Annotated in this window: 16 protein-coding genes and 1 other annotated feature; of the genes, 15 read left to right on the top strand and 1 reads right to left on the bottom strand. The window is 47.0% G+C overall.

From position 1 onward, the window contains the following. Window positions 1–250: 250 nt before the first annotated feature. The 11 genes from CEF13_RS19915 (at window position 251) to CEF13_RS19865 (ending at window position 17,109) form a co-directional block, all read left to right on the top strand. Window positions 251–1,642, top strand: coding sequence for an ABC transporter substrate-binding protein (locus CEF13_RS19915; RefSeq protein WP_243864311.1), 1,392 nt, complete (start codon window positions 251–253; stop codon window positions 1,640–1,642). Window positions 1,643–1,776: 134 nt separating this feature from the next. Continuing rightward, window positions 1,777–4,680: an extracellular solute-binding protein gene (locus CEF13_RS19910; RefSeq protein WP_102716461.1), complete on the top strand. Its 2,904-nt coding sequence runs from the start codon at window positions 1,777–1,779 to the stop codon at window positions 4,678–4,680. 42 nt (window positions 4,681–4,722) lie between these two features. After that, a complete protein-coding gene (locus tag CEF13_RS19905) occupies window positions 4,723–5,658 on the top strand; it encodes a carbohydrate ABC transporter permease (protein WP_102716460.1) in 936 nt (311 codons plus the stop codon). Between the two features lie 5 nt (window positions 5,659–5,663). After that, the gene (locus tag CEF13_RS19900) at window positions 5,664–6,527 is read left to right on the top strand and encodes a carbohydrate ABC transporter permease (protein ID WP_102713289.1); all 864 of its coding nucleotides are present in this window, start codon (window positions 5,664–5,666) and stop codon (window positions 6,525–6,527) included. A 20-nt stretch (window positions 6,528–6,547) separates the two neighbouring features. Then, window positions 6,548–7,996: a gluconolactonase gene (locus CEF13_RS19895; protein WP_102713287.1), complete on the top strand. Its 1,449-nt coding sequence runs from the start codon at window positions 6,548–6,550 to the stop codon at window positions 7,994–7,996. Next, entirely contained in the window at window positions 7,974–8,597 is a 624-nt protein-coding gene (locus CEF13_RS19890; RefSeq protein WP_102713285.1) for a Yip1 family protein, read from the top strand. Before CEF13_RS19895 ends, CEF13_RS19890 begins: the two co-directional genes overlap by 23 nt. Before the next feature lie 16 nt (window positions 8,598–8,613). Next, window positions 8,614–11,196: a DUF5696 domain-containing protein gene (locus tag CEF13_RS19885; protein WP_102713283.1), complete on the top strand. Its 2,583-nt coding sequence runs from the start codon at window positions 8,614–8,616 to the stop codon at window positions 11,194–11,196. Next, window positions 11,193–12,092 carry a carbohydrate ABC transporter permease gene (locus CEF13_RS19880; RefSeq protein WP_102713281.1) on the top strand — a complete coding sequence of 300 codons (900 nt, stop codon included), beginning with the start codon at window positions 11,193–11,195 and terminating at the stop codon, window positions 12,090–12,092. The genes CEF13_RS19885 and CEF13_RS19880 overlap by 4 nt, the downstream gene beginning before the upstream one ends. A 227-nt stretch (window positions 12,093–12,319) precedes the next feature. Then, window positions 12,320–13,336 (top strand): carbohydrate ABC transporter permease, encoded by a 1,017-nt coding sequence (locus CEF13_RS19875; protein ID WP_102713279.1) that lies wholly within the window; start codon window positions 12,320–12,322, stop codon window positions 13,334–13,336. 9 nt (window positions 13,337–13,345) lie between these two features. Further along, the gene (locus CEF13_RS29325; RefSeq protein WP_243864281.1) at window positions 13,346–16,303 is read left to right on the top strand and encodes a glycoside hydrolase; all 2,958 of its coding nucleotides are present in this window, start codon (window positions 13,346–13,348) and stop codon (window positions 16,301–16,303) included. A gap of 371 nt (window positions 16,304–16,674) precedes the next feature. After that, window positions 16,675–17,109, top strand: a complete 435-nt coding sequence (locus CEF13_RS19865; protein WP_102713277.1) for an SRPBCC family protein — start codon at window positions 16,675–16,677, stop codon at window positions 17,107–17,109. 294 nt (window positions 17,110–17,403) lie between these two features. On the opposite strand, the gene CEF13_RS19860 is transcribed toward CEF13_RS19865, so the two are convergent. Continuing rightward, window positions 17,404–18,465, bottom strand: a complete 1,062-nt coding sequence (locus CEF13_RS19860) for an NAD(P)-dependent alcohol dehydrogenase (protein WP_102713275.1) — start codon at window positions 18,463–18,465, stop codon at window positions 17,404–17,406. A gap of 265 nt (window positions 18,466–18,730) precedes the next feature. Here CEF13_RS19860 and CEF13_RS19855 point away from each other — a divergent pair, with 265 nt between their 5' ends. The 4 genes from CEF13_RS19855 to tyrS all read left to right on the top strand — a co-directional run bounded on the left by CEF13_RS19855 (window position 18,731) and on the right by tyrS (window position 23,223). Further along, entirely contained in the window at window positions 18,731–19,759 is a 1,029-nt protein-coding gene (locus CEF13_RS19855; RefSeq protein WP_102713273.1) for an ATP-binding cassette domain-containing protein, read from the top strand. After that, entirely contained in the window at window positions 19,756–20,571 is an 816-nt protein-coding gene (locus CEF13_RS19850; RefSeq protein WP_102713271.1) for an ABC transporter permease, read from the top strand. Before CEF13_RS19855 ends, CEF13_RS19850 begins: the two co-directional genes overlap by 4 nt. 253 nt (window positions 20,572–20,824) lie before the next feature. Further along, window positions 20,825–21,481 carry a fructose-6-phosphate aldolase gene (fsa, locus tag CEF13_RS19845; RefSeq protein ID WP_102713269.1) on the top strand — a complete coding sequence of 219 codons (657 nt, stop codon included), beginning with the start codon at window positions 20,825–20,827 and terminating at the stop codon, window positions 21,479–21,481. A gap of 140 nt (window positions 21,482–21,621) precedes the next feature. Further along, window positions 21,622–21,846, top strand: a binding site (T-box leader). Between the two features lie 117 nt (window positions 21,847–21,963). Continuing rightward, window positions 21,964–23,223 carry a tyrosine--tRNA ligase gene (gene tyrS, locus CEF13_RS19840; protein WP_102713267.1) on the top strand — a complete coding sequence of 420 codons (1,260 nt, stop codon included), beginning with the start codon at window positions 21,964–21,966 and terminating at the stop codon, window positions 23,221–23,223. Window positions 23,224–23,322: the final 99 nt, after the last annotated feature.

Here is a 23,322-nt window from a genome sequence, read left to right as displayed (position 1 = left end):
ATTGTTCGGAAGAAGGGCTGATTTGTTGCAATATACATTGTGCCGCCGCTGGAAAATATAAACTTTATTATTGACCAAGAACTGGAATGAAGCTATAATGAAATGGGTTTCATGAAAACCGTTTCATAGCTCTGCTAACGATCAGGATGTGCTGTTTTGGGGGGAGGATCGAGCCGATTTCTTTAATTGAACCGTCTTGTTTTTATTCGTTTAATCATTCATTAAGGGGAGTGTGTTAACAGTGAAACAGATGAAAAAGATGAAACCGATGTTGATTGTTTTATTAACAGCTATGTTGATGATTATGTCTGCATGCAGCAGCAACAGCGGAGGAAATACACCGGCAACCAAAGCACCGGCAACCGATGCACCGGCTGCAACCGAAGAACCGAGCGATGAGCCTGAACCGTCTGCCCCTAATTTGGGAGGCAGAGAAATTCGCATTTCGCATTGGTGGGATGCAACACCAGTCGGAGATTCGGAAGCGGACGAATTGGCACGCGAAAGAATCAAAAAGGTCGAAGAGAAATACAACGTCAAAATTAAGTATCTAAACACGGAATACTGGTCGACTTCTGAGAAGCTGTCGTCCTCCGTTATGGCTAACGATCCTTTTGCGGAAATCGTCCGCCTGCCTGACGGATTCATCTGGGGACTTATGAATGGCGGATTCCTAACACCACTGGAAGATTACCTGAATAATACGCATATTGCTCCAGACGTAATCGATTCAATGCGTTTTGGCGGCGAGCATGTATTCGGACTAGAAGGCTGGTTCAACGCGAACGACTCCGGTATGTACTACAATAAACGTATTTTCAAGGAAGCTGGATTGAAAGATCCTCAACAATTGATGGACGAGGAGAACTGGAACTGGACGACAATGCTTGATGCTGCGAAGAAACTAACTGTAGACAATAACGGTGACGGCAAAGTTGACCAATACGGTCTCGCTGGCGCGCATTATATTTTCTCGGAGCAGTTGATCGCAAGCAACGGCGGCCTTATCTACGATGAAGCTTCTAAAAAAGTGAGTTTTGATTCTCCAGCTGCAATGGAAGCGCTTAACTTTGAGTACGAGCTGTACAACACACACAAAGTTGTTAAAGAAAACGAAGGAAACGACTGGGAAGATCCGGCTAAATATTTTGCGGAAGGCAAGATCGCTATGTACCCAGGCGGTTTATGGGAAATCGAGGGACGTCTGACAGATAAGATGAAGGATGAATGGGGTTACGTTTACTTCCCTAAATCACCTAATTCAGTATCCTATTCCGATCCGCTCGGACAAACAGCTGCTTATGTCATTCCTAAAGGCGTCAAGGATGCGGAAGCTATCGTGAGAATTTGGGAAGAGCTGCAAGACTTCGACAACTGGCAACCAAACCGCCAACTGTGGCTTGAGAATGTGCTGCCGGATGAAACCTCCATCGCCAATGCAATGAATGAAGCTGGAAAAGTACAGCGGGTATTCGGCGGACGCTTCGGTGGTCTGGGTGTTAAAGATCAACTCGACACTGTAACAGGCAAGTTCGTTAAAGGTGAAATTACGCCGTCGACAGGTATCGCTCAAGTTATCGGACCAGCGCAAGCGGCTGCTGACAAAGTGATGAGAGGCGAGGTTGAAGAGAAGAAAGAGTAGCTTCGAAAAAGTCTTAGATGTGAATAAGCAAACTGCCCGGTGTTCCGATAATGGTAGACCGGGCGGTTGCTGACAAAATAAGATTCCGTTAGTTTGCAAAAGGGGGAAATTAGGTGAAAATCGCCTTTTCCAGAATGACCGTCTCTTGGCTGATTATCATCACTATGCTGATCTCGATATTGGTTTTCCCTATACCTCAGTCCAACGCGGCTGGTACTGGGGCCGCGGCAAATACAGAAGCCGATGCAATCATCGACCAGAATTCCTTAACGAGAGCATCGGAGAACAGCTACGACCATTATTTGCAGCAGTACAAAGATGAAGAACGGCCGAGTGGGGAGATCGTGATCCGAGGCGCGGACTATACCAGCGCTGATGAAATGAACCCCGAAATCGTAGATAAGCTAGGCGGAATATCAGGCGACTTCGTCAAGACGGGGGAAAGCGGTTCGATTGGGTGGGAACTCGAGGTACCGAAATCGGGCTTATATCATATCGCCATTCGCTATTTTCCGATAGAAGGCAAAAGCTCTGCAATCGAAAGGGAGCTGTTGATCGATGGAGAGCTTCCGTTCTTCAGTGCCCAAAACCTGACTTTTCACCGTGTATGGAAAAACGAGAGCGAGCAAATCACACAAGATAACAGGGGCAATGAGCTGCGGCCGCGCCAAGTCGAATCGCCGATGTGGCAGGAATCGCTGCTTAGAGATACAGAGGGATATTACGAAGATCCGTACATGTTCTATTTCTCGGCTGGCAAGCACACGTTGACACTAGTGTCTTCCAGAGAACCGATGGCAATTGACTACATCAAATTGTATCGATACGATGCGCCTGCTGCTTACGAAGTGGTGAAGGCCGACTATGACTCTAAAGGTTATAAAGAGACTAGCGGGCATCTGATCAAAGTTCAGGGGGAGAACGCCTCTTACAAATCATCTCCGACATTATATCCCATTTCCGACCGTTCCAGTCCGTCTACAGAACCTTATGACGTGTCGAAGATCAGAATGAATACGATCGGCGGCAACAACTGGCGAGTGCCGGGCCAATGGATCACATGGGAAATCGAAGCGCCGGAGGACGGATTATACCGCATTGCCCTTAAGAGCAGACAAGAATTGCTGCGGGGTATTTATTCTACACGCTCGCTATGGATTGACGGGGAAATCCCGTTTAAGGAAATGACACAAATTCCGTTTTATTACAACTCGGATTGGCAGATGAATGTGCTCAGCAGCGAGGAAGAGCCTTATTTATTCTATTTGACAAAAGGTAAGCACGAGCTGAAGCTCGAGGTCAGCCTAGGTGCGGTCGCGACTCTGATTCGCCAAGTAGAAGCAAGTGTGCTCGAAATTAATGCCATGTATCGAAAAATCTTGATGATTACCGGTAACGTACCAGATCCTTACCGAGATTATCAATTAGATAAACAAATTCCCGACATGGTTGATGTATTTAAGAAACAAAGCGACATTTTGTATGCTGTGTCGAAAGAGCTTGTTCGCCTGACGGGCGAGAAGAGCGACAAAACCGCCGTATTAAACAAAACGGCTTATCAACTGGCAGATTTGGCGAAAAAACCGGAGACGGTTCAGAAGCGGCTGGGTCAATTCAAAATCAATGTAGGCAGCGTCGGTGCCTGGCTTCTCGAGGTCAGAGAGCAGCCGCTTGAAATTGATTATCTAGTTCTTGCTTCATCTGACGAGAAGCTGCCTAAAGCGAAAGCTTCTTTTGGCAAAAAAATGGTACATGAGGTATCGTCCTTCTTTCATTCCTTCTTTGAAGATTACAATACGATCGGAAACACGTCTGAAGATCAAGAGTCCATAACGGTATGGATCGGAACGGGACGCGATCAGGCGCAAGTGCTGAAAGCGATGATTGATGATACGTTTACGCCGCTTACAGGAATTGGCGTAAATCTTAAGTTGGTCAATCAGGATGTACTTCTTCGCGCTTCGCTCGCAGGTGAAGGCCCCGATGTGGGCATGCAGGTCGGAAACGATGTGCCAGTCAATTACGGTATGCGGCATGCAGCGGAAGATCTAACGAAATTCCCGGATTACAGGGCGGTTGTGAAACAGTTCAGAGATAGCGCGACTGTTCCCTACCAGTTTGAGGATCAAGTATTTGGTCTGCCTGAGCAGCAAATCTTCAATATGCTCTTTTACCGAAAAGATATTTTGGAAGAGTTGAATTTGGAACCGCCGCAAACATGGGAGGATGTATATGCATTGATCCCGGTTCTGCAGAAGAACCACATGGATTTCGCTCTTCCGGTTGCCCAGACGACGGGTGTACCCGTGCTGGAGGCAAACCGTGCCTTTGCGATGATGTTATACCAGATGGACGGATCATTCTACTTGAACAACGGTGCCAAGAGCGGTCTGGATACCGAAATTGGACTCGGCGCATTCAAGAAATGGACTGACTTCTATACGAGCTATAAGCTTCCGTTGATTTTTGATTTTCCAATGCGATTCCGGACGGGTGAAATGCCGGTTGGCATTCAGGATTATACCTTCTACAACTATTTGACCGTTTCCGCACCGGAAATCAAAGGCTTATGGGAATTCGTTCCGGTTCCAGGCTTGGAGCAGCCGGACGGCACCATTCGCCGTGAGGTCGCCAGCAGCGGAACGGCCACCATTATGCTCCAAGGGGCCAAGAACAAGAATGCTGCTTGGGAGTTCATGAAATGGTGGGTAAGCAAGGACGCCCAGGTACGCTTCGGCAGAGAGATGGAAGGGTTGATGGGCGCCGCAGCGCGTTATCCAACGGCCAATATCGAAGCGCTCAAGGAGCTGCCGTGGCCGGCTCGTGATTATCTCAATCTCGAAGAGCAATGGCAGTGGGTGCAGGGTGTGTCAGAGGTGCCAGGCGGTTATTTCACGGGAAGGCATCTCGACAATGCGCTTCGTGAAGTGATCAACAACGGTACGAACACGGCCGATGCCTTGTATGACTACGTTCAGGAAATCGATTATGAGATCAAGGAAAAACGTAACGAGTTCAAGTTGGACGGTAAGGACTAGGGAGGGACTCTTTTGCAAAAAACGAAAATCGCAGCCGAGATTATGATGCAGTCGAAGGGCAGCTCTGCCCGGTTGCAAGGGAAGTGGGAGTTGTTCGTCAAGGACATAAAGCGGGATCGGCATGCGTACGTCCTGCTTGCTCCTTATGTGTTGTTGTTCCTGTTATTTACCGTGCTCCCGGTCGTTATATCTATTTTTTTTAGTTTTACGAGTTTCAACATGCTGGAAGCTCCGCACTGGATCGGCTGGGAGAATTATTCCAAGCTGTTGTGGAACGATGACGTATTCTTGATCGGGCTAAAAAATACGATGATTTTTGCCGTTATTACCGGACCGGTCAGCTATATCGCCTGTTTCGTCTTTGCCTGGCTCATCAATGAGCTTAAACCGAAGGTCAGGGCACTCATGACACTCGTGTTTTTCGCACCATCGATATCAGGCAACGTGTTTTTTATATGGCAAATTATTTTTTCCGGCGATTCGTACGGCATCATGAATGGATTGCTGATGAAGATCGGTATCATCTATGAGCCAATTCTATGGCTTCAGAATCCCAAATATATGCTTGGGATCATTATTATCGTCCAATTGTGGCTGAGTCTGGGCACCAGCTTTCTGGCGTTTATTGCCGGCTTGCAGACGGTTGATCGCACATTGTACGAGGCGGGGGCGGTGGATGGAGTCAAAAACCGCTGGCAAGAGCTTTGGTTTATTACACTTCCTTCGATGCGGCCTCAGTTAATGTTCGGCGCCGTCATCCAGATCACGTCCTCCCTTGCGGTAGCGGACGTCGCGATGGCTCTAGCGGGCTTTCCGAGTGTGCAGTACGGAGCGCATACGATCGTTACCCACTTGGTGGATTACGGCACGATTCGATTCGAAATGGGTTATGCGTCCGCCATTGCAACCGTGCTGTTTATTCTGATGCTAGGCTCGAATCTGGCCGTTCAAAAGTTGCTGAAGAGGGTGGGGGAATAGGCTAGATGAAGCTGGCTGTACGTCTCAAAAAAAGGGTAAACCGCTCCTGGCAGGTAGATATTATGCTGTTCCTTTTGCTAGGCTTGTTCGGTGCCTTTATGGCAGTCCCGTTGATTTATGTCATTAATAATGCGTTCAAACCGCTGGATGAGTTGTTCGTATTCCCGCCTACGCTGTTTGTAAGGAATGCAACACTCGAGAACTTTTTGGATTTGTTTCAAGTGATGAAAAGCTCTTGGGTTCCATTTTCCAGATATATTTTCAATACGTTTTTTATTACGGCGGCAGGCACTGCAGGACATATTCTGCTCGCTTCGGCGGCAGCTTACCCGCTGGCCAAGATTAGATTCCGTGGTCATAAAGTACTGTTCACGGTCATTGTTCTTTCGTTGATGTTCTCTCCGCATGTAACGGCTATTCCGAACTACATGATCATGTCTGTCTTGGGATGGATTGATTCGTATCAGGCTGTCATCGTTCCGGCGTTTGCGTATCCGCTCGGCTTGTATTTAATGAAGCAATTCATGGAGCAAATACCGGATGCGCTTCTGGAAGCCGCGAAGATCGACGGAGCTAGCGAATACCGTATTTTCTGGCAGCTTGTCATGCCGCTCGTCAAGCCAGCTTGGTTGACGCTGCTCATCCTGATGATGCAAATGCTGTGGGGAACGGATGGAGGCAGTTTTATTTACAGCGAGCAGCTTAAGACGATGCACTACGCCATGGGGCAAATCGTTCAAGGCGGTATCGCCCGCGCAGGGGTGGGAGCCGCAGTTGCGGTTATTATCATGACGGTGCCGATCGTAACGTTTGTTTTGTCTCAAAGCAATGTGATTCAAACGATGGCTTCGTCCGGCATGAAGGACTAAAGCGATGGAGGCGTATAGGTTTGATAATTAAGCGATCGATTCTGATCCTGGCGGCAGCGATGATTATATTCGGCCTAAGTCCGAAGTCGGCTCAAGCATCGCCGTACCAAGGATATACCTATTCGTATTGGGGAGAAGACGTTAAATCGCCAATTGCTTATCTTCCTTCTAGGACGATAACGGGACAGGAATTAGGCATTGGACCATTCACGACGCCGAGTGATATGTTTGCGTCATCGGATGGCAATCTGTACATTCTGGATTCCGGTAACGGGCGAATTGTAGTGCTCAACAGCGAGTGGAAGGCGATTCGCCAAATACAAGACTTCGACAATAACGGAAAGCAGGATAGCTTCAATAAACCGGAAGGCATATTTGTTACCGGCGGGGGTCATATTTTTGTGGCGGATACCGAAAACAGGCGCGTTGTTGTACTAGACGGCAACGGAACATTCATCAGAGAAATCGGCGCTCCGAAGTCGGAGGTGCTTAGCGACAAATTCGAATATATCCCGCGCAAGGTTATCGTCGATAAAGCTGGTCGTATTTACGTTGTCGCCAGAGGTGTCTTTGACGGGATAATCGAATTCGATAGTGAAGGCGAGTTTAACGGCTTTATAGGTACAAACCCTGTGCAATTCGATCCGGTGGATTTGTTCTGGAAAACAGTATCGACCAAAGAACAGCGGGAGAAGATGATCCGCTTCGTCCCGATTGAATTTAACAATGCGGATGTAGATGCAGACGGATTTATTTTTACGACTACGGCTGATAAGAAAACCTCAGTTCCCGTCAAAAGGCTGAACCCTTCCGGCATCGATGTGCTTCGCATAAACGGGGAATGGGGTCCGATAGGTGATCTCAGCAGAGATCGATCGGCTTTTATCGACATCGATGTCAGCGATAATGGCGTGTACCGGACGCTTGATTCAACTCGGGGGCGAGTTTTCACTTACAACGAGGACGGCAATCTGCTGTATGTGGTCGGTCAACTTGGTAATCAACTCGGCACGTTCAAAACGCCGATCGCTATTGAAAGTTTCGGTAATCGAATTTTCGTTCTGGATCGCGATTTAGGAATGATTACGGAGTTTACCGCGACCAAATTCGGAAGACTGGTTAACGAAGCGAATGGATTATACAGCATAGGGAAGCACGATGATGCGGCGAAGCTGTGGGAAGAGGTGCTCAAGCTTGACGCGAATTACGAAATGGCTTATGTCGGAATCGGCAAGTCGATGCTGCGTCAAGGCGAATACAAGCAAGCTATGAAATATCTGAAGCTGGGTAACGACAGGGAATATTACTCCAAAGCGTTAACGAAATACCGCAGGGAATATATGCGCGAGTATTTCGGGATCTACATGACGATTGCAATCGCATTAATAGTGATCGTAATGGCCGTGCGTCGTGGCCTAAGGCTAAGAAAGGGGGGCATGAAACAGCATGCAGTTTCTCAAGGACGCTAAGTACACGCTGCACGTCGCTTTCCATCCCTTTGACGGGTTTTGGGATTTGAAATACGAGAATAAAGGGAAGCTTAGAATCGCGCTTACCATCTTGTTCGGCGTGACGGTTATGATGATACTGAAACGCCAATATTCCGGCTATGTAGTCAACTTTAATTACCCGCTTGATTTAAACAGCATTGACGAGTTGAAATACATTGCCCTCCCATTTCTGCTCTGGTGTGTCGCGAACTGGTCGCTCACCACACTGATGGACGGAGAAGGTAAATTCAAAGAAATAGTTATCGCCACAGGCTACGCGATGCTCCCTTTGATTCTGATCTATCTGCCCAATTTATTGCTCAGCAATGTCATTTCGCTGCGTGAGGCTTCATTCTATTATTTGCTGGAATCAGCAGCTACGCTATGGTTTGTTTGGCTGCTGTTTATCGGAACGATGACGGTTCATCAATATACGGTTATGAAGACGATTATGACGATGCTGTTAACTGTCGTGGTCATGGGTATCATCATCTTTTTGGGGCTGCTGTTCTTCAGCCTCATTCAACAATTCATTGGGTTTGTTTATACGATCTATCAGGAACTTTCATTGCGAGCATGAGAAAGGGGGCCAAGCGATGAAGCGGAGACTTGCGATTATCATGACTGCAGTCATGATCGGCTGCTTGCTAATATCCCAAGGCACCAATTTCGCGGAACCTAAATCGGGGGTAGTGTCTGATTTAGAGGCAGAGGTGGTGTCCGAAGCCGCACCAGGAGACGAGCAGACTTTCGATGTTATGGCTGCGAGTGTCGATTCCGGCAAGGCGGCGAGTTTAGCCGAAGGTATGGAGATGGCGGCGGAGAATGAATTTTTGATTTTGTACATTAACACGGCAACGACGGAAATCGCAGTTCAGGACAAGCGCAGCGGGGCGATCTGGTATTCCAATCCGCAAGATCGCGAAGACGACAAGGTCGCAACCGGCTATAACAAAGCGAAGCTGAACGTACAGATCGAAATTTCTTATTTGGATAGTGCGGGTAATTCGTTAAAGTATGACAATTATACGCACAGTGTTCAGAACGGCCAATTTGTCTTAGAGAAGGTAACCGACGGCTTGAACATCGATTATACGCTGGGGGAAGCGAAAAGCGATATCGACGCAATTCCTAAGTATATTAGCGAGGAAAGATTTCAAACTCTCATCCTAGACAAACTTGAAGACGCAGGAGAAAAAAAAGAAGTTGAGAAACGTTTTAAATACAACGAGCAAGAAAAGCATTACGAAAGAAGAGACTCCTCCCTCAAGGGTGTCGGATTAAAGAAGGTTATGGATGCTTTCGAAAAGGTCGGATATAACGACGAGCAGAAAGCGATCGATAACGCTGCGTTTGGCGTAACTGCTGCCGACCACCTCACGATTAAGATCCCCCTCCATTATCGACTTGACGGAGAGCAGTTGAAGGTGACGATTGAGTCGGGCGGGATTCAATACCCGGAATCGTTGAAAATTCAAACACTATCCCTTCTGCCATTCTTTGGAGCGAGCGGACGCGAGGATGAAGGCTATACGCTCGTTCCGGACGGTTCGGGTTCACTAATCCGCTTCAACAATGAAAAAACATATGCCGCACCTTTCCGTAAAGAATTATATGGAACCGATTCTGCCATTAGCCAGCAGATCCGAATTCAGAATGATGAAGCTGCGCGATTGCCTGTATTCGGGATGAAATACAAGGATCGGGCATTCGTCGGTATCATTGAAGAGGGGGATGCAGTCGCATCAGTTGAGGCAGACATAAGCGGCAGGCTGAACGTCTATAATACGGTGTCCCCTAGCTTTACGCTCCGTAAACTGGAGGAGGTTACGCTGACGAACGGGTGGCGCTCCAGTACGGTTAAGAAGTTTCAAGCAGAGCCTTTCCGTGGCGATATTAGCGTTCGCTACGGATTTCTCGGCGCAGAGGATGCCAGCTACTCCGGGATGGCCACGCATTACCGCGATTACTTAATTAAGCAAGCGGGTCTCACTAGGTTGACGGACGAAGAAAGTATTCCGTTCTATGCGGAGCTTATAGGCGGCATACCGAAAAAGAAATTTTTCCTAGGCATTCCTTATAACGCCTATGAGCCGCTTACGACCTTTGATCAGGCCGAATCCGTATTGGGTCAAATGCTGGATTTGGGAATCGGCAATATTAAGCTGCGTTATACGGGTTGGTTCAACGGGGGGATAAACCATGACCTTGCGAAATCCATATCCGTCGACAAGAAGCTTGGTGGAAGCAAAGGATTGAAAGAGCTGAAAGCTTATGCTGATGCGAACCGCATCTCGCTGTTCCCTGACGCAGCTTTTCTTGAAGCAGCTCCGCATTCGGAAGGTTTCAAGAAATCACAGGCTTCCCGATTTATTACAGGCAAGCTGGCGAAAGTATATCCGTACAGCTTTGCCAATTTCAAAGAAGAAGACTACCTGGATCCAGGTTATGTACTCAGTCCAAAGTCGCTGCCTGAAGTGGTAAGTGGATTTATGGAAGATTACGAGAAGTTGCAGCTCGCGGGATTGTCGCTCAGAGATCTTGGCAATAAGCTGAATTCTGACTTTAACCGTGTGAGCGTCATAGATCGCGAAGAAGCGAAGGGTATCGTCGATGAACAGCTGCAGCGAATGAGCGGCTCCATCAAGGAAATATTGGTGGAAGGCGGTAACGCCTATGCAGCCTCCTATGCAAGGCATATCGTGGATGCGCCGATGACAAGCAGCAACTTTATCATTACCGATGAAGCTGTTCCATTCTTTCAGTTGGTGTTTCACGGTTATGTAAATTACGCGGGAACCGCCTGGAATATGGCGGATGATCAGGATTCTACGTACAACTTCTTGAAGGCGCTCGAAACGGGCTCCGCTATGAACTATACATGGTTTAATGCTGATTCTTCAGTGATAAAGATGACGGAGTTCGATCACTTGTATTCCGCCGATTACCGCTTATGGATCGACGAAGCGGCACAAAAATATCGTGAACTAAACGATGTCCTCCATGATGTACAGTCCCAAACGATTACCGATCATCGGATGCTGGTGGGCGGCGTGTATAAAACTACATTCGAAAAAGGCAAAACGATTATCGTTAATTATAACGATACGGAATCGAATGTGAGCGGAATTAAAGTGGGGGCAAAGGATTATTGGGTTGGAGGTGAAACGCAGCGATGAGGTTCAAGAAGCTTTCGCTAGAACAAAAAAACAGATATTACGGGCTATATTTCATACTACCCTGGTTTGTAGGCTTCTTGTTCCTGTTTATGATTCCGCTCTTGTCCTCGTTCCGGTACAGCTTAAGCAATCTGCAGGTTACGAACGAGGGCTTCAGCTTGAAGTTTATCGGCTTGTCCAACTATCGAGAGGCCTTGCTGTCGCATGAATCGTATGTCAGGATATTGACGGAATCCGTGATGAATATTGCGGTTAACACGCCGCTTATTATTATTTTCAGTTTATTTTTTGCGGTTCTTCTTAATCAGAAGTTTAGAGGACGGGTGCTTGCACGGGCAATCTTCTTCCTTCCCGTTATTCTGGCATCGGGAATTATCGCTAGTATCGAGAACGGAGATCTGATGCAATCCGTCGTTCGAAGCGCGAACGATTCGACCGGAGGCGGTTTGTCCGTTATGAAAAATTTGGAGCTGACCGTCATGCTCGTCGAATCCGGAGTAAATATTACCTTTGTCGAGTATTTGACCGGGGCTGTCAGTCGAATCTATGAGATTGTCAGTCATTCCGGTGTCCAAATTTTGATTTTCCTAGCAGGGCTTCAGTCGATCTCTCCCTCCTTGTACGAGGCTGCCAAGATCGAAGGCTCTACAGGCTACGAGGCTTTTTGGAAAATTACGTTTCCGATGATCAGCCCGCTGATTTTGACGAATCTGGTCTACACGATAATCGATAGCTTCATCAGCGATGATACGAGCCGGTTAGTGGTGGATACAGCATTCAAAAGCTTCGATTTTGGTCTCAGCGCCGCGATGGCATGGATGTATTTTGCCGTCATTGCGCTTGTGCTGTGGATCACGACATCGATTGTGTCGCGGAAGGTCTTTTACCAAGATTAGCGGTTTAAGTGAAAGCTTACGAAGTATGTTTGCTCTGCAAACATTTAAGGCGAATGCTTACGAAGTATGTTTGCTCTGCAAACATTTAAAGTGAATGCTTACGAAGTATGTTTGCTCTGCAAACATTTAAGGCGAATGCTTACGAAGTATGTTTGCTCTGCAAACATTTAAAGTGAATGCTTACGAAGTATGTTTGCTCTGCAAACATTTCAGGAGGGAGAGATTACATGAAGACGGAAAACGCAATGCAACAGCGGCAGGCGAGAGAAGAGCGGATGCATCGGATAGCATCCACTGCCTATTGGGTTGAATTCGCAAAGAAATGGTTATGGGTCGTCGTCCGATTCGTACTTATTTTCGGCATATCGTTTGTCATCATCTACCCAATTCTGTTGAAATTATCGATTGCGTTCAAAAGTATGGACGATTTATACGATTCCACCGTCATTTGGGTGCCTAAGGCGTTTACGCTCGATAACTTCAAGCTCGTGTTCAAAGCGATGAACTATCCGCGCGTTCTGCTCAATACGTTATTTCTCTCTTCGGCAGTTATGCTGCTGCAAACGATAACCTGCGTACTGGCCGGATACGGTTTCGCGAGAGTAAAGTTCAAGGGAAGCGGCCTTTTATTTGGGGCAGTTATTTTTACGATTTTAGTACCGGCCAACACGATTATGATTCCTCTCTATTTAAATTTCAAAAATTTCGATTTGTTCGGAGTGATTGAATTGATAAGCGGCAAACCCTTTAATCTAATCAACTCCTATTGGCCGTTTATTATTTCTGCGATTCTCGGCATGGGCGTGAAGACGGGCTTGTACGTCTATATTTTCCGCCAGTTTTTTAAAGGGATTCCGCGTGAAATTGAAGAAGCCGCTTACGTTGACGGAGCCGGCTACTTTTCAACTTTCAGTAGAGTTATTTTGCCCAATGCGATCCCTTCGATGGTGACGGTCATGCTGTTCTCGTTCGTATGGCAATGGAATGATTCTTTCTTTACAAACATGTATTTAAATGAACCGAAGATCATGTCTTCGATGATGGCTTCTTCCGGGTATGCAATCGCAACTTACCTTAGCGGAGGGGAACAGGCAGCAACGGCATCCTACGTTCAGGACCCGTTCTTTATGTCCATGATGATGAATACCAGCGTCTTGATGGCTATACTGCCGCTCATTATTTTATATGTGTTCGTGCAAAGACATTTTGTGGAAAGTGTTGAACGTTCAGGATTAGTAGGTTAGGAGAGGCGGATGAAGAAAAAATTGATAGTCATTACACTTGTTGCTTTTACATCAGTGCTCGGCTTGTATTTCGGATTCACATCAGGAGGCCAAGGCAGCACCAATAGTTCCAATAGCGTGAAAGAGACGGAGGAGCCTATGCAGCAGCCGGCGCCTCCGGACGCCTATGTAACGATCGATGGATCGGTACGATATCAAACAATTGATAACTTCGGCGCATCCGACGCATGGTCCATGGAGCCTCTTGGCAAACATTGGACGGAACAAAATAAAAATCGTGTAGCGGATCTGCTTTTTTCAAGGGAGAAAGGGATTGGACTATCGGCCTGGCGTTTCAATATCGGCGCCGGCTCGACGGAAACGGACCAGACCATTATTCCGGATCCGTGGCGTCAGGCGGAAGCATTCAAGACTTCGGAGGATGGCGATTACGATTGGAGCAAGCAGGCGGGGCAGCAGTGGTTTCTGCAGGCAGCCAAGGCTCGCGGCGTGGACACCCTGATCGCATTCTCGAACAGTCCTCCAGTCTGGATGACGAAGAACGGACACGCTCAACCGGATCCGGATATCGGCTCCACCAATCTGAAAGATGGCTATGAGGATGAATTTGCAACTTATTTAATTGATGTCTTGGAACACTTTAGACAGGAAGGCCTAGTCTTCCAATATATTAGTCCAATTAACGAGCCGACCTGGGATTGGAACAAGGCGCAGCAGGAAGGGAACCGTTATAACAACGACGATCTAAAGCGTGTCATTCTTGAATTGCACCAGCAGTTAAAGGAAAGCAGTCTTGATGCGCAAATCAGCGCTCCGGACGGTGTGGAAATTACTTCGCTGCTAGATGATGAATATTATCAAATGTTTGCGGGCGGCGGGCAATATTCGAGCGGGGCTAACAGTCTGGGAACGGGAAAATACCGAGAATATATTAAGGATTTGCTAGGCGACCCCAATCTCAAGGAAGCCGTTGGCAATAAAATTGCTTCGCATTCCTATTGGTCCGATTACAGTAAGCCAGGCGACGATCGGTTGGGTAAGCTTAGAGAATTGCTGGATGCCAATTTGAAGAAATACGACGCTGAAGCAAAATATTGGGTCACGGAATATTGCATTCTTGGCGATTACGGTCCCGGCCGCGACCTCGGCATGGATCCCGCTTTGCATGTGGCCCGTACCATTCATTTTGATTTGACTGAGGCGAATGCAGCCGCATGGCAATGGTGGACGGCGGTGTCCAAGGTGGATTATAAGGACGGACTGATCTATACCGATTATAAAAAAGCGGGAGACGAGCAAAATGTTTTGACTTCAAAAATCATGTGGGCTCTCGGCAATTACAGCAAATTTATACGTCCCGGCGCGGAGCGCATCTCGCTTGCGGGGCTGGATGAGAATTCACGGAACGGGTTGCTGGGATCGGCGTACGTTCATGAAGGAGAGCAGACGGTTACAGCGGTGTTCGTCAACGATAGCGATGAGGATAAGCGTATTCGGATTTCATTGAACGGCGTCGATAAGAACCGTGCCATTGAAGTCATGCAATTGTATATCACATCGGCTGGCCGCGACCTTGCCCAAGGAGAGGACGTACCGATTCTAGATGATCATTCCTTTGAAGCGGTTATTCCTGCGAAGTCGGTCGTCACCTTGACGGGAGGCGGGGCAGACGGAACAGTCGAAGCAAACGTAGACAAGGAAAGTGAAGTGACGACGGAAATGGCTGGTAAGCATGGAAACAGCGGAAGTGATGACGAAGCGGTTCAACAGGTTAAAGAAGCGCTAACGGTATACAATATCGACAATGTGCGCGGCAACTTGACTTTGCTTGAGAGAGGGGATAACGGAACGTCGATAACTTGGCAATCCGATAACCCTAGTGTCATTGCGGCGTCTGGGGTAGTAACACGTCCCAAGCACGGCAGTGGAAACGTATCCGTGACGCTTATAGCGGCCATCTCCAGGAATGACGTCAAAGCAGAGAAAAAGTTCAAGGTAGTGGTAATGGAACGACCGGTCAAGGAAGAATACGCCGGTTACCTCTTCTCCTACTTTACGGGTGAAGGGACGCCGGACGGTGAGCAAATCTACTTTGCACTTAGTGAAGGGAACGACCCGCTGCACTGGAAGGAGTTGAATGGCGGGAAGCCGGTGCTTTCGTCCACAATGGGCGAAAAGGGTGTAAGGGATCCTTTTATCATCCGGTCCCCAGAAGGAGACAAGTTCTTTATGATTGCCACCGATTTGAAAATAAACGGTGACTGGAACTGGGATCGAGCTCAAAGGGAGGGGAGCCGTTCCATCATGGTATGGGAATCGGGCGATCTTCTGAAGTGGTCAGAACCAAGAATGATCGAGATTTCGCCTGCAGAAGCTGGAAATACGTGGGCGCCCGAAGTTTTTTACGATGAGACGACGGGTGAGTATATCGTATTTTGGGCTTCCAAGCTGTTCGCGGATGAAAGCCATGTGGGGGATGCTTATCAAAAAATCATGTATAGCAAAACTCGGGATTTCCATGTCTTTACGGAAGCACAGGTCTATATGGATTTCGGATATTCCATTATCGATACGACTATGATCTCTCATAAGGGGAAAATTTATAGGTTTACGAAAGATGAAAGAGACAACCAGCCGTTATCCCTTTACGGCAAAATGGTATTTCAGGAGGTATTGGGCTCTGTATTCGATTCCGGTTATCGAATCATTAAAGAAGGTGTCGGCAGCGTTAAAGGCGTCGAAGGGCCAACTGTTTTCAAATCCAATACGGAAGAGAAATGGTATTTGTTCGTCGACGAATTCGGCGGCAGAGGTTATGTGCCCTTAGAAACGACGGATCTAGACTCTGGAGTATGGAAGGTTTCTCCCGATTACGACTTGCCAAATAGTCCTCGCCACGGAACGGTCATACCGATAACGAAAACCGAGTACGATGCGATTAACGCTAAATATTTTCTTAAGCGTTGATGGTTTAGCAAGACGGGTCTTACAGGCCTGTCTTTCTTGTGCGTTTGGAAGGTATTATATGAAAAATAAAATCTTAGACTGCCGATGCGTCATTGGTCCAAGGGGATACATATAGAAGAGAAATGAAATTTTGTATATAAACCCTAGAACAGTGAATAATATTGTTGAGTATAACTTCTAATTTATAATCGACTCCAATTGCAAACAACATTATAGGTATGAAGTATCAGAATTAGTAAAAAAGCAGTTTTCATGCTGCATTTTTCTTAGTATTTCTAATGCTGAGTGTTGTTTTGAACTATCATATCCTATAAGTTTAATAGTATAATTAACCTTAAATATAAATCTAAAATAGCGAGGCGATAATCATAATGGAAACAGGTGACAAAGTAGTAATAACGGTAGAAACCACAGTTCATGCACCAGTTGAAAAAGTGTGGGAATATTGGACAGAGCCAGAGCATATAACGAAATGGTCTTTTGCTTCTGATGATTGGCACGCACCACATGCCGAAAATGATTTAAGGGTTGGCGGAACTTTTACTACAAGAATGGAAGCAAAGGATGGAAGCTTTGGATTTGAGTTTGGCGGTGTTTATGATGAAGTTAGATTAAACGAATTTACTTCTTACACCCTTGGAGATGGAAGAAAAGTTACGGTCACTTTTATTAGTGATGGAAACGATACAAAGGTAATTGAAACGTTTGAAGCAGAAGCGACCCATCCCGTCGAGCAGCAACAAGCAGGCTGGCAGGCGATTATTGACAATTTCAAAAAATATAGCGAAATTTCTAAAGCAAATTAAATATGATTCGGACATAAGATCTGGCGAATTTTCCAGTGATATATTTCCGTTCTAGGCACCTATCTGAGGGTGCCTTTTCTTCGTATTAACTGTATCTCACAAACGATTGATTAAGAGGAAATGAAATATCCCGGCAGGCTTATGGGTAGCGGCGCTATCGGAATTTCTCATAATGAACAATATAGGGATGCTTCGCTATGGACAATTTGGACTGGTTAATATAATAGCGTATAACTTCCAAATCTTACTGCCTCCCGGTCGGATAGTTCGATCGGGAGGCAGTAGGCTGTTGCACTATTCTGCGACAAAATTCGGATATATCATGACTTTAATGCTAGTATCCTTACGTGTCCGAGCCGTTTCCACAGCTTCCTTAATGTCTGTAAGCGCGTAACGGTGCGTGATGATGGACTCAAGGTCAACGGCGGATCGCTGTAAAGCTTGAATCGCAGCCGGATAAGTGTTGGCATACCGGAATACGCCGTAGGTGTCGATCTCGCCGTCGATCAAACTGGCCATATCCATCGGCACTGTGTCAGCAGTAGGCAACCCGACAAATACAATCCGACCGCCACGCTTGACCAGCTTCACGGAGTCAGCCATCGCTCTGGCATTGCCCGAAGATTCAACGACGAGTGTAATACCTGCACCGTCGGTCAGCTCATTGAGCTTCTCTCCAATCTGATCTGCTGCAGGGTCGAAAACCGCCGTAAAGCCCATCTCCAGGGCAAGCTCCCTCCGAAATGCAACCGTATCGGTTCCATAGATTTCGGTTATGCCGAACAGCTTAGCTGCTTGTCCGACAAGCAATCCAATTGGTCCAAGTCCTGTAATCAACAGGCGATCAAACGGCTTCGCGCTGCCGCGCTGCATCGCATGGAATCCGACCGATAACGGCTCCAGCAGCGCTCCTGTCTCATAGCTCATCGAATCCGGCAGCTTGTGCAAATAGCTGACCGGCATTACAATATATTCTGCCCAAGCACCATTCACAGGCGGTGTTGCGAGGAAGACTACATCTGGGCATAGGTTGTAACGCCCTGATTTGCAATATTCACAGTTCCCACACGCCACACCCGGCTCAACCGCTACACGGTCACCAGGCGATAAAGTGGTTACCGCTTTGCCAACCTTTACAACTTCACCTGCAAGCTCGTGTCCGAGGATGATGGGTTCCTTCACGATATATCGTCCAATTTGGCCATGCTCATAGTAATGTACATCTGAACCACATACACCGATACAATGAACCTTAATCAGCGCCTCGTGTTCCCCCGGAACAGGTATATCCACCTGCTTGATCGCAATGGACAAAGGCTTGTCCATTATAGCTGCATTCATTTTGCCTGACTTCATACGTATTCGCTCCTTTGGAAAAAAAATCACACAGCTGAATAAATAGACCTTTATCACACCACCTTAACACTTCGATATTCGACTGGCATACTCCTTGCGCTATTTCAAATTGCGGTTTAATTTACAGCATTGAGGTATAGAAGCGGACATACGATTAGTAATTGTATGAGTATACATAATTTAAATTTCAGGGCAATCTTCGTTTACATTCCGTTTAAAAACGTGTGTTAGGATGACTACATCATCAAATATTGGAGGAATTGCAATGGATCATGTATACAAGAAACTAGAGCCAGGCAATAGTGAGTGGGCTGTCGAAGCGCGTGGACTCGTTAAATCTTTTGGCAATTTTCGCGCGGTGGATGGCGTAGATTTAAATGTACGTACGGGGTCAATCTACGGTGTGCTCGGTCCCAACGGGGCGGGGAAAACCACTACAATTAGAATGCTGGCAACCTTGCTTCGACTGGATTCGGGTTCGGCTCGAATCTTTGGACACGATGTGGTGAAGGAGTCGCAAATTATCCGCCAATTGATCGGAGTGACTGGTCAATACGCATCGGTAGACGAATCACTTAGCGCTACTGAGAATTTGATCATTTTCTCACGGCTGCTAGGGCTGGGACGTGCTGAGTCGCGGAAGAAGGCAGGGGAGCTGCTTGAGGAATTTGGTTTGACGGAGGCCGCGAAGCGTCCGCTCAAAAATTTCTCCGGCGGTATGCGTCGCCGTCTAGATCTGGCGGCGAGCCTTATTGCACAGCCACCTCTTCTTTTTCTAGACGAACCGACTACGGGGCTGGACCCGCGTACGCGTGCACAAATGTGGGATACGATTCGCCGCTTGGTGAACACAGGCTCAACCGTATTGCTAACTACGCAGTACCTCGAGGAAGCAGATCAATTGGCAGACCGAATCGCGGTTATCGATCACGGCCGAGTCGTCGCAGAGGGAACTTCTGATGAACTGAAAGCTTCGGTGGGCACCTCGTCGCTTCAATTGAAAGTTCAGAATCCGCTTGATTTAGAGGTCGCTCGCAAGACCGTCGAACAGGTGCTCGATATTCGGTCAAACGTGTCCCACGAAGCTGGTAAGATTACTGCACCTTTAGTGAATGCAGACCGGGCCACTGATGTTCTAAATGCCCTCCGTGAAGCAGGCGTTCACTTGGCTGAGATGAGTGTCCAGAAGCCGACTCTTGATGAGGTGTTTCTAACGATTACAGGGAATGGTATTACGGAAGACGCAACATCGTCATCCTCTAAATCCAAAGAAGCGGAGGTGGCAAGCGTATGAGAACCGCTTCCATTAAGCCAGGCGCCGATCGTGAGCTGAAAAACTACACGAGCTTCGGTCAAACATTACGAAATTCGTTAACTATGGCCTATCGAGGTTTATTGAAGATTAAGCGTACCCCTGAGCAATTGTTTGATGTAACGCTGCAGCCCATCATTTTCACTTTAATGTTTACTTACATTTTTGGCGGAGCTATCTCGGGTGATGTGCTGAGCTACTTGCCCGTCATTATTCCGGGTATCCTCGTGCAGACCGTCATCACGACCTCAATGGTTACTGGCGTCCAATTACGCGAGGACATGGACAAAGGTGTGTTCGACCGGTTTAAGTCTCTGCCTATCGCGCGCATAGCTCCGCTCGCAGGAGCTTTGCTTGCAGATACTATCCGTTATACGATAGCGACAGTTCTCACCTTTGTTATGGGATATATTATGGGCTATCGTCCCGATGGCGGCCTGGGCCACGTCGCTATCGCAGCACTTCTTGTCATTGTTTGCTCATGGTCGATTAGCTGGATATTTGCCTTTTTCGGAGTGATCGCACGTACAGCTTCAAGCGTTCAGGGAATATCGATGCTTGTACTTTTTCCACTCACATTTCTTTCGAACGCTTTCGTGCCGGTCGACACGATGCCAAATTGGCTTCAGTGGTTTGTAAAAATCAATCCGATCTCGCATCTCGTCACAGCTGTCCGTGATCTTGCCAATCACGGTACCGTTGGTTGGGATCTCGGAATCTCACTCATTGGAGCTGCTGTCATAGTGGCGATCTTTGCACCTATCACAGTGCGTGCATATATGCGCCGGACATAATCCTATTTAAGACTGCTCGGATTTCGGGCAGTCTTTATCATGATGTGACAATCTACTGCATGAGCTCATGAATCGACCAAGGCAAATATGGAAAACGTAGTAAAGGAGCTTTTATCCTTACAGAAACAAATAATGAGAACCCGGAACCAAAGTCATAGATTACTTTGGCTTCTCCTTGGAGAATGTGGTTCGTTTGACAAAAGAATGGTTTAAGTAAATAAGATGACCCATTATTAAAACGGAGGTAATGAAGATGAAATTTTTTATCGATACTGCAAATTTGGAAGATATCAAAAAAGCGTATAAAATCGGCGTCTTATCCGGTGTTACGACGAATCCATCTTTAGTTGCCAAGGAAGGTGTCAAATTCGAAGATCGAATTGAAGAGATTTTGCGGGAAGTGCCTGAGATTGAATCCGTTTCTGCTGAAGTAACGCCTGATGCGATTACAGCCGAAGAAATGATCGCGCAAGCGAATGAGCTGATCAAAATCAATAATCATGATAAAAACATTACGATCAAGCTTCCAATGACGCTCGAAGGGTTAGAGGCTTGCCGTTACTTGACTAAAAAAGGGGTGAAAACGAATGTGACGTTGATTTTCACTGTAAACCAAGCGTTATTGGCAGCTCGCGCAGGCGCTACCTACGTATCGCCATTCCTTGGCCGATTGGATGACATTTCGGAAGATGGAGTCTTATTAGTTACGAAAATCGCCCAATTATTCCGAACGCATAATCTGGACGCACAAATTATCGCTGCCTCCGTCCGGCACCCAGATCACGTGACTCGCGTAGCAATGGCAGGAGCCCATATTGCAACGATTCCGTTTTCGGTTATCGAACAGATCTCCAAGCATCCTCTAACGAACCAAGGGATGGACAAATTTGCGGCCGATTGGAAAAAATAATTTCACTTTAAGAAGGCAGTCCGGACCTCTATTCAGGTTCCAGACTGCTTTTTTATTTAATCAATTAGGAACTGGTCTAAAGTATTTGTCTTATTGACAATGATTTTGTAATTCAGCTATACTGACTGTAATCTTATAGAACGTATACGTTGAAAGAGCCCAGTAGCAGCTTTGTCCATGTTATAGAAAGTCAGGGGTCGATGGAACCTGATACACACAAGGACTGCGAATTACACTCTGGAGTATCTTGGGTAATGCCAAGCGGAGCAAGCGAACGATAACTCGCTGTAAAGTGGCATGAGCAGTGCTTAAAAGGCTGTTGGTGCAATTTGGGTGGTAACACGGTTTATTCAATCGTCCCTATGTCTACAATAGACAAGGGGCGATTTTTTTATTTGGAATTTATCGTATCCACTCCGTGCTCCTGCTGATTCAACGTTAAATCATAAGAAAATTAATTTATACAAAGGGGCTGTATCGCTTTGAACATTATTGACGAACTCGAGTGGCGCGATGCCATTAACCAGCAGACGGATGCGGAGGGCTTGCGCGAATTAACGAATACGAAAGCGGTCTCGCTCTATTGCGGCGTTGATCCAACGGGCGACAGTATGCATATCGGTCATTTGATTCCGTTCATGATGCTGAAGCGGTTTCAACTGGCCGGACATCGTCCTGTCATCCTGATTGGCGGAGCAACAGGCACAATTGGTGATCCAAGCGGCCGTCAAACCGAGCGCTCATTGCAAACGATGGAGCAGATTCAGGACAATGTAGATGCCTTAACCGCTCAGATGAGAAAGCTTTTTGTAACCGAAGGCGACAATCAGGTTCGTATGGTTAACAACTATGACTGGACACATAAGATTAATGTGATCGACTTTTTGCGTGATTACGGTAAAAACTTCAGCATCAATACGATGCTGGCAAAAGACGTCGTATCGAGCAGGCTCGACAGCGGCATCTCGTTTACTGAATTCTCCTACCAGATTTTGCAGTCGCTTGACTACCTGCATCTGTACCAGCATGAAGATGTACAGCTTCAAATCGGGGGCTCTGATCAGTGGGGCAATATTACGAGCGGTCTTGATCTCATTCGCAAAAAAGAAGGCTCGGAGGCACAAGCATTTGGTCTTACGATTCCACTTATGCTGAAGGCAGACGGGACGAAATTCGGCAAATCGGCAGGCGGAGCGATATGGCTTGACCCGAATAAAACGACACCGTTCGAATTTTATCAGTTCTGGGCAAATACGGATGACCGTGACGTTGTGAAGTACTTGAAGTATTTCACTTTCCTAGATAAAGTGGCGATTGAATCACTGGCAGAGAAGGTCCAGACCGAGCCTCATAAACGTGAAGCGCAAAAAGCGCTGGCGGAAGAAATGACGAAATTCGTACACGGCGAAGATATGCTGGAGCAAGCGAAGCGAATTACGGCAGCGTTGTTCAGTGGAGATATCCAATCGCTCACAGCTGACGAAATTGAGCAGGGCTTCAAGGAAATGCCGACTTATACGACGGACAAAGAATCTAAAAACATCGTTGACTGGCTGGTGGAGCTTGGCATCGAGCCATCGAAGCGCCAAGCGCGCGAAGATATTACGAAAGGCGCGATCTCGATGAATGGCGAGCGTGTCAGTGATGTTGAGCTAAACGTTACGGCTGAGCACGCGATCGGCGGACGGTTTATTATTATCCGCAAAGGGAAGAAAAATTACAGTCTTGTGAAATTGACATAAGAAAAATAAGAGATGACTACTGACTATCAGTGGTCATCTTTTTTTAGGTGCATCAGGGGCTACACGATACTCTTTGTGTCATACAATCTGTTTTATAGC

Source organism: Paenibacillus castaneae (assembly GCF_002884445.1).
Lineage (GTDB): Bacteria > Bacillota > Bacilli > Paenibacillales > Paenibacillaceae > Pristimantibacillus > Pristimantibacillus castaneae.
This window is presented reverse-complemented; position numbering and strand designations above follow the sequence as displayed.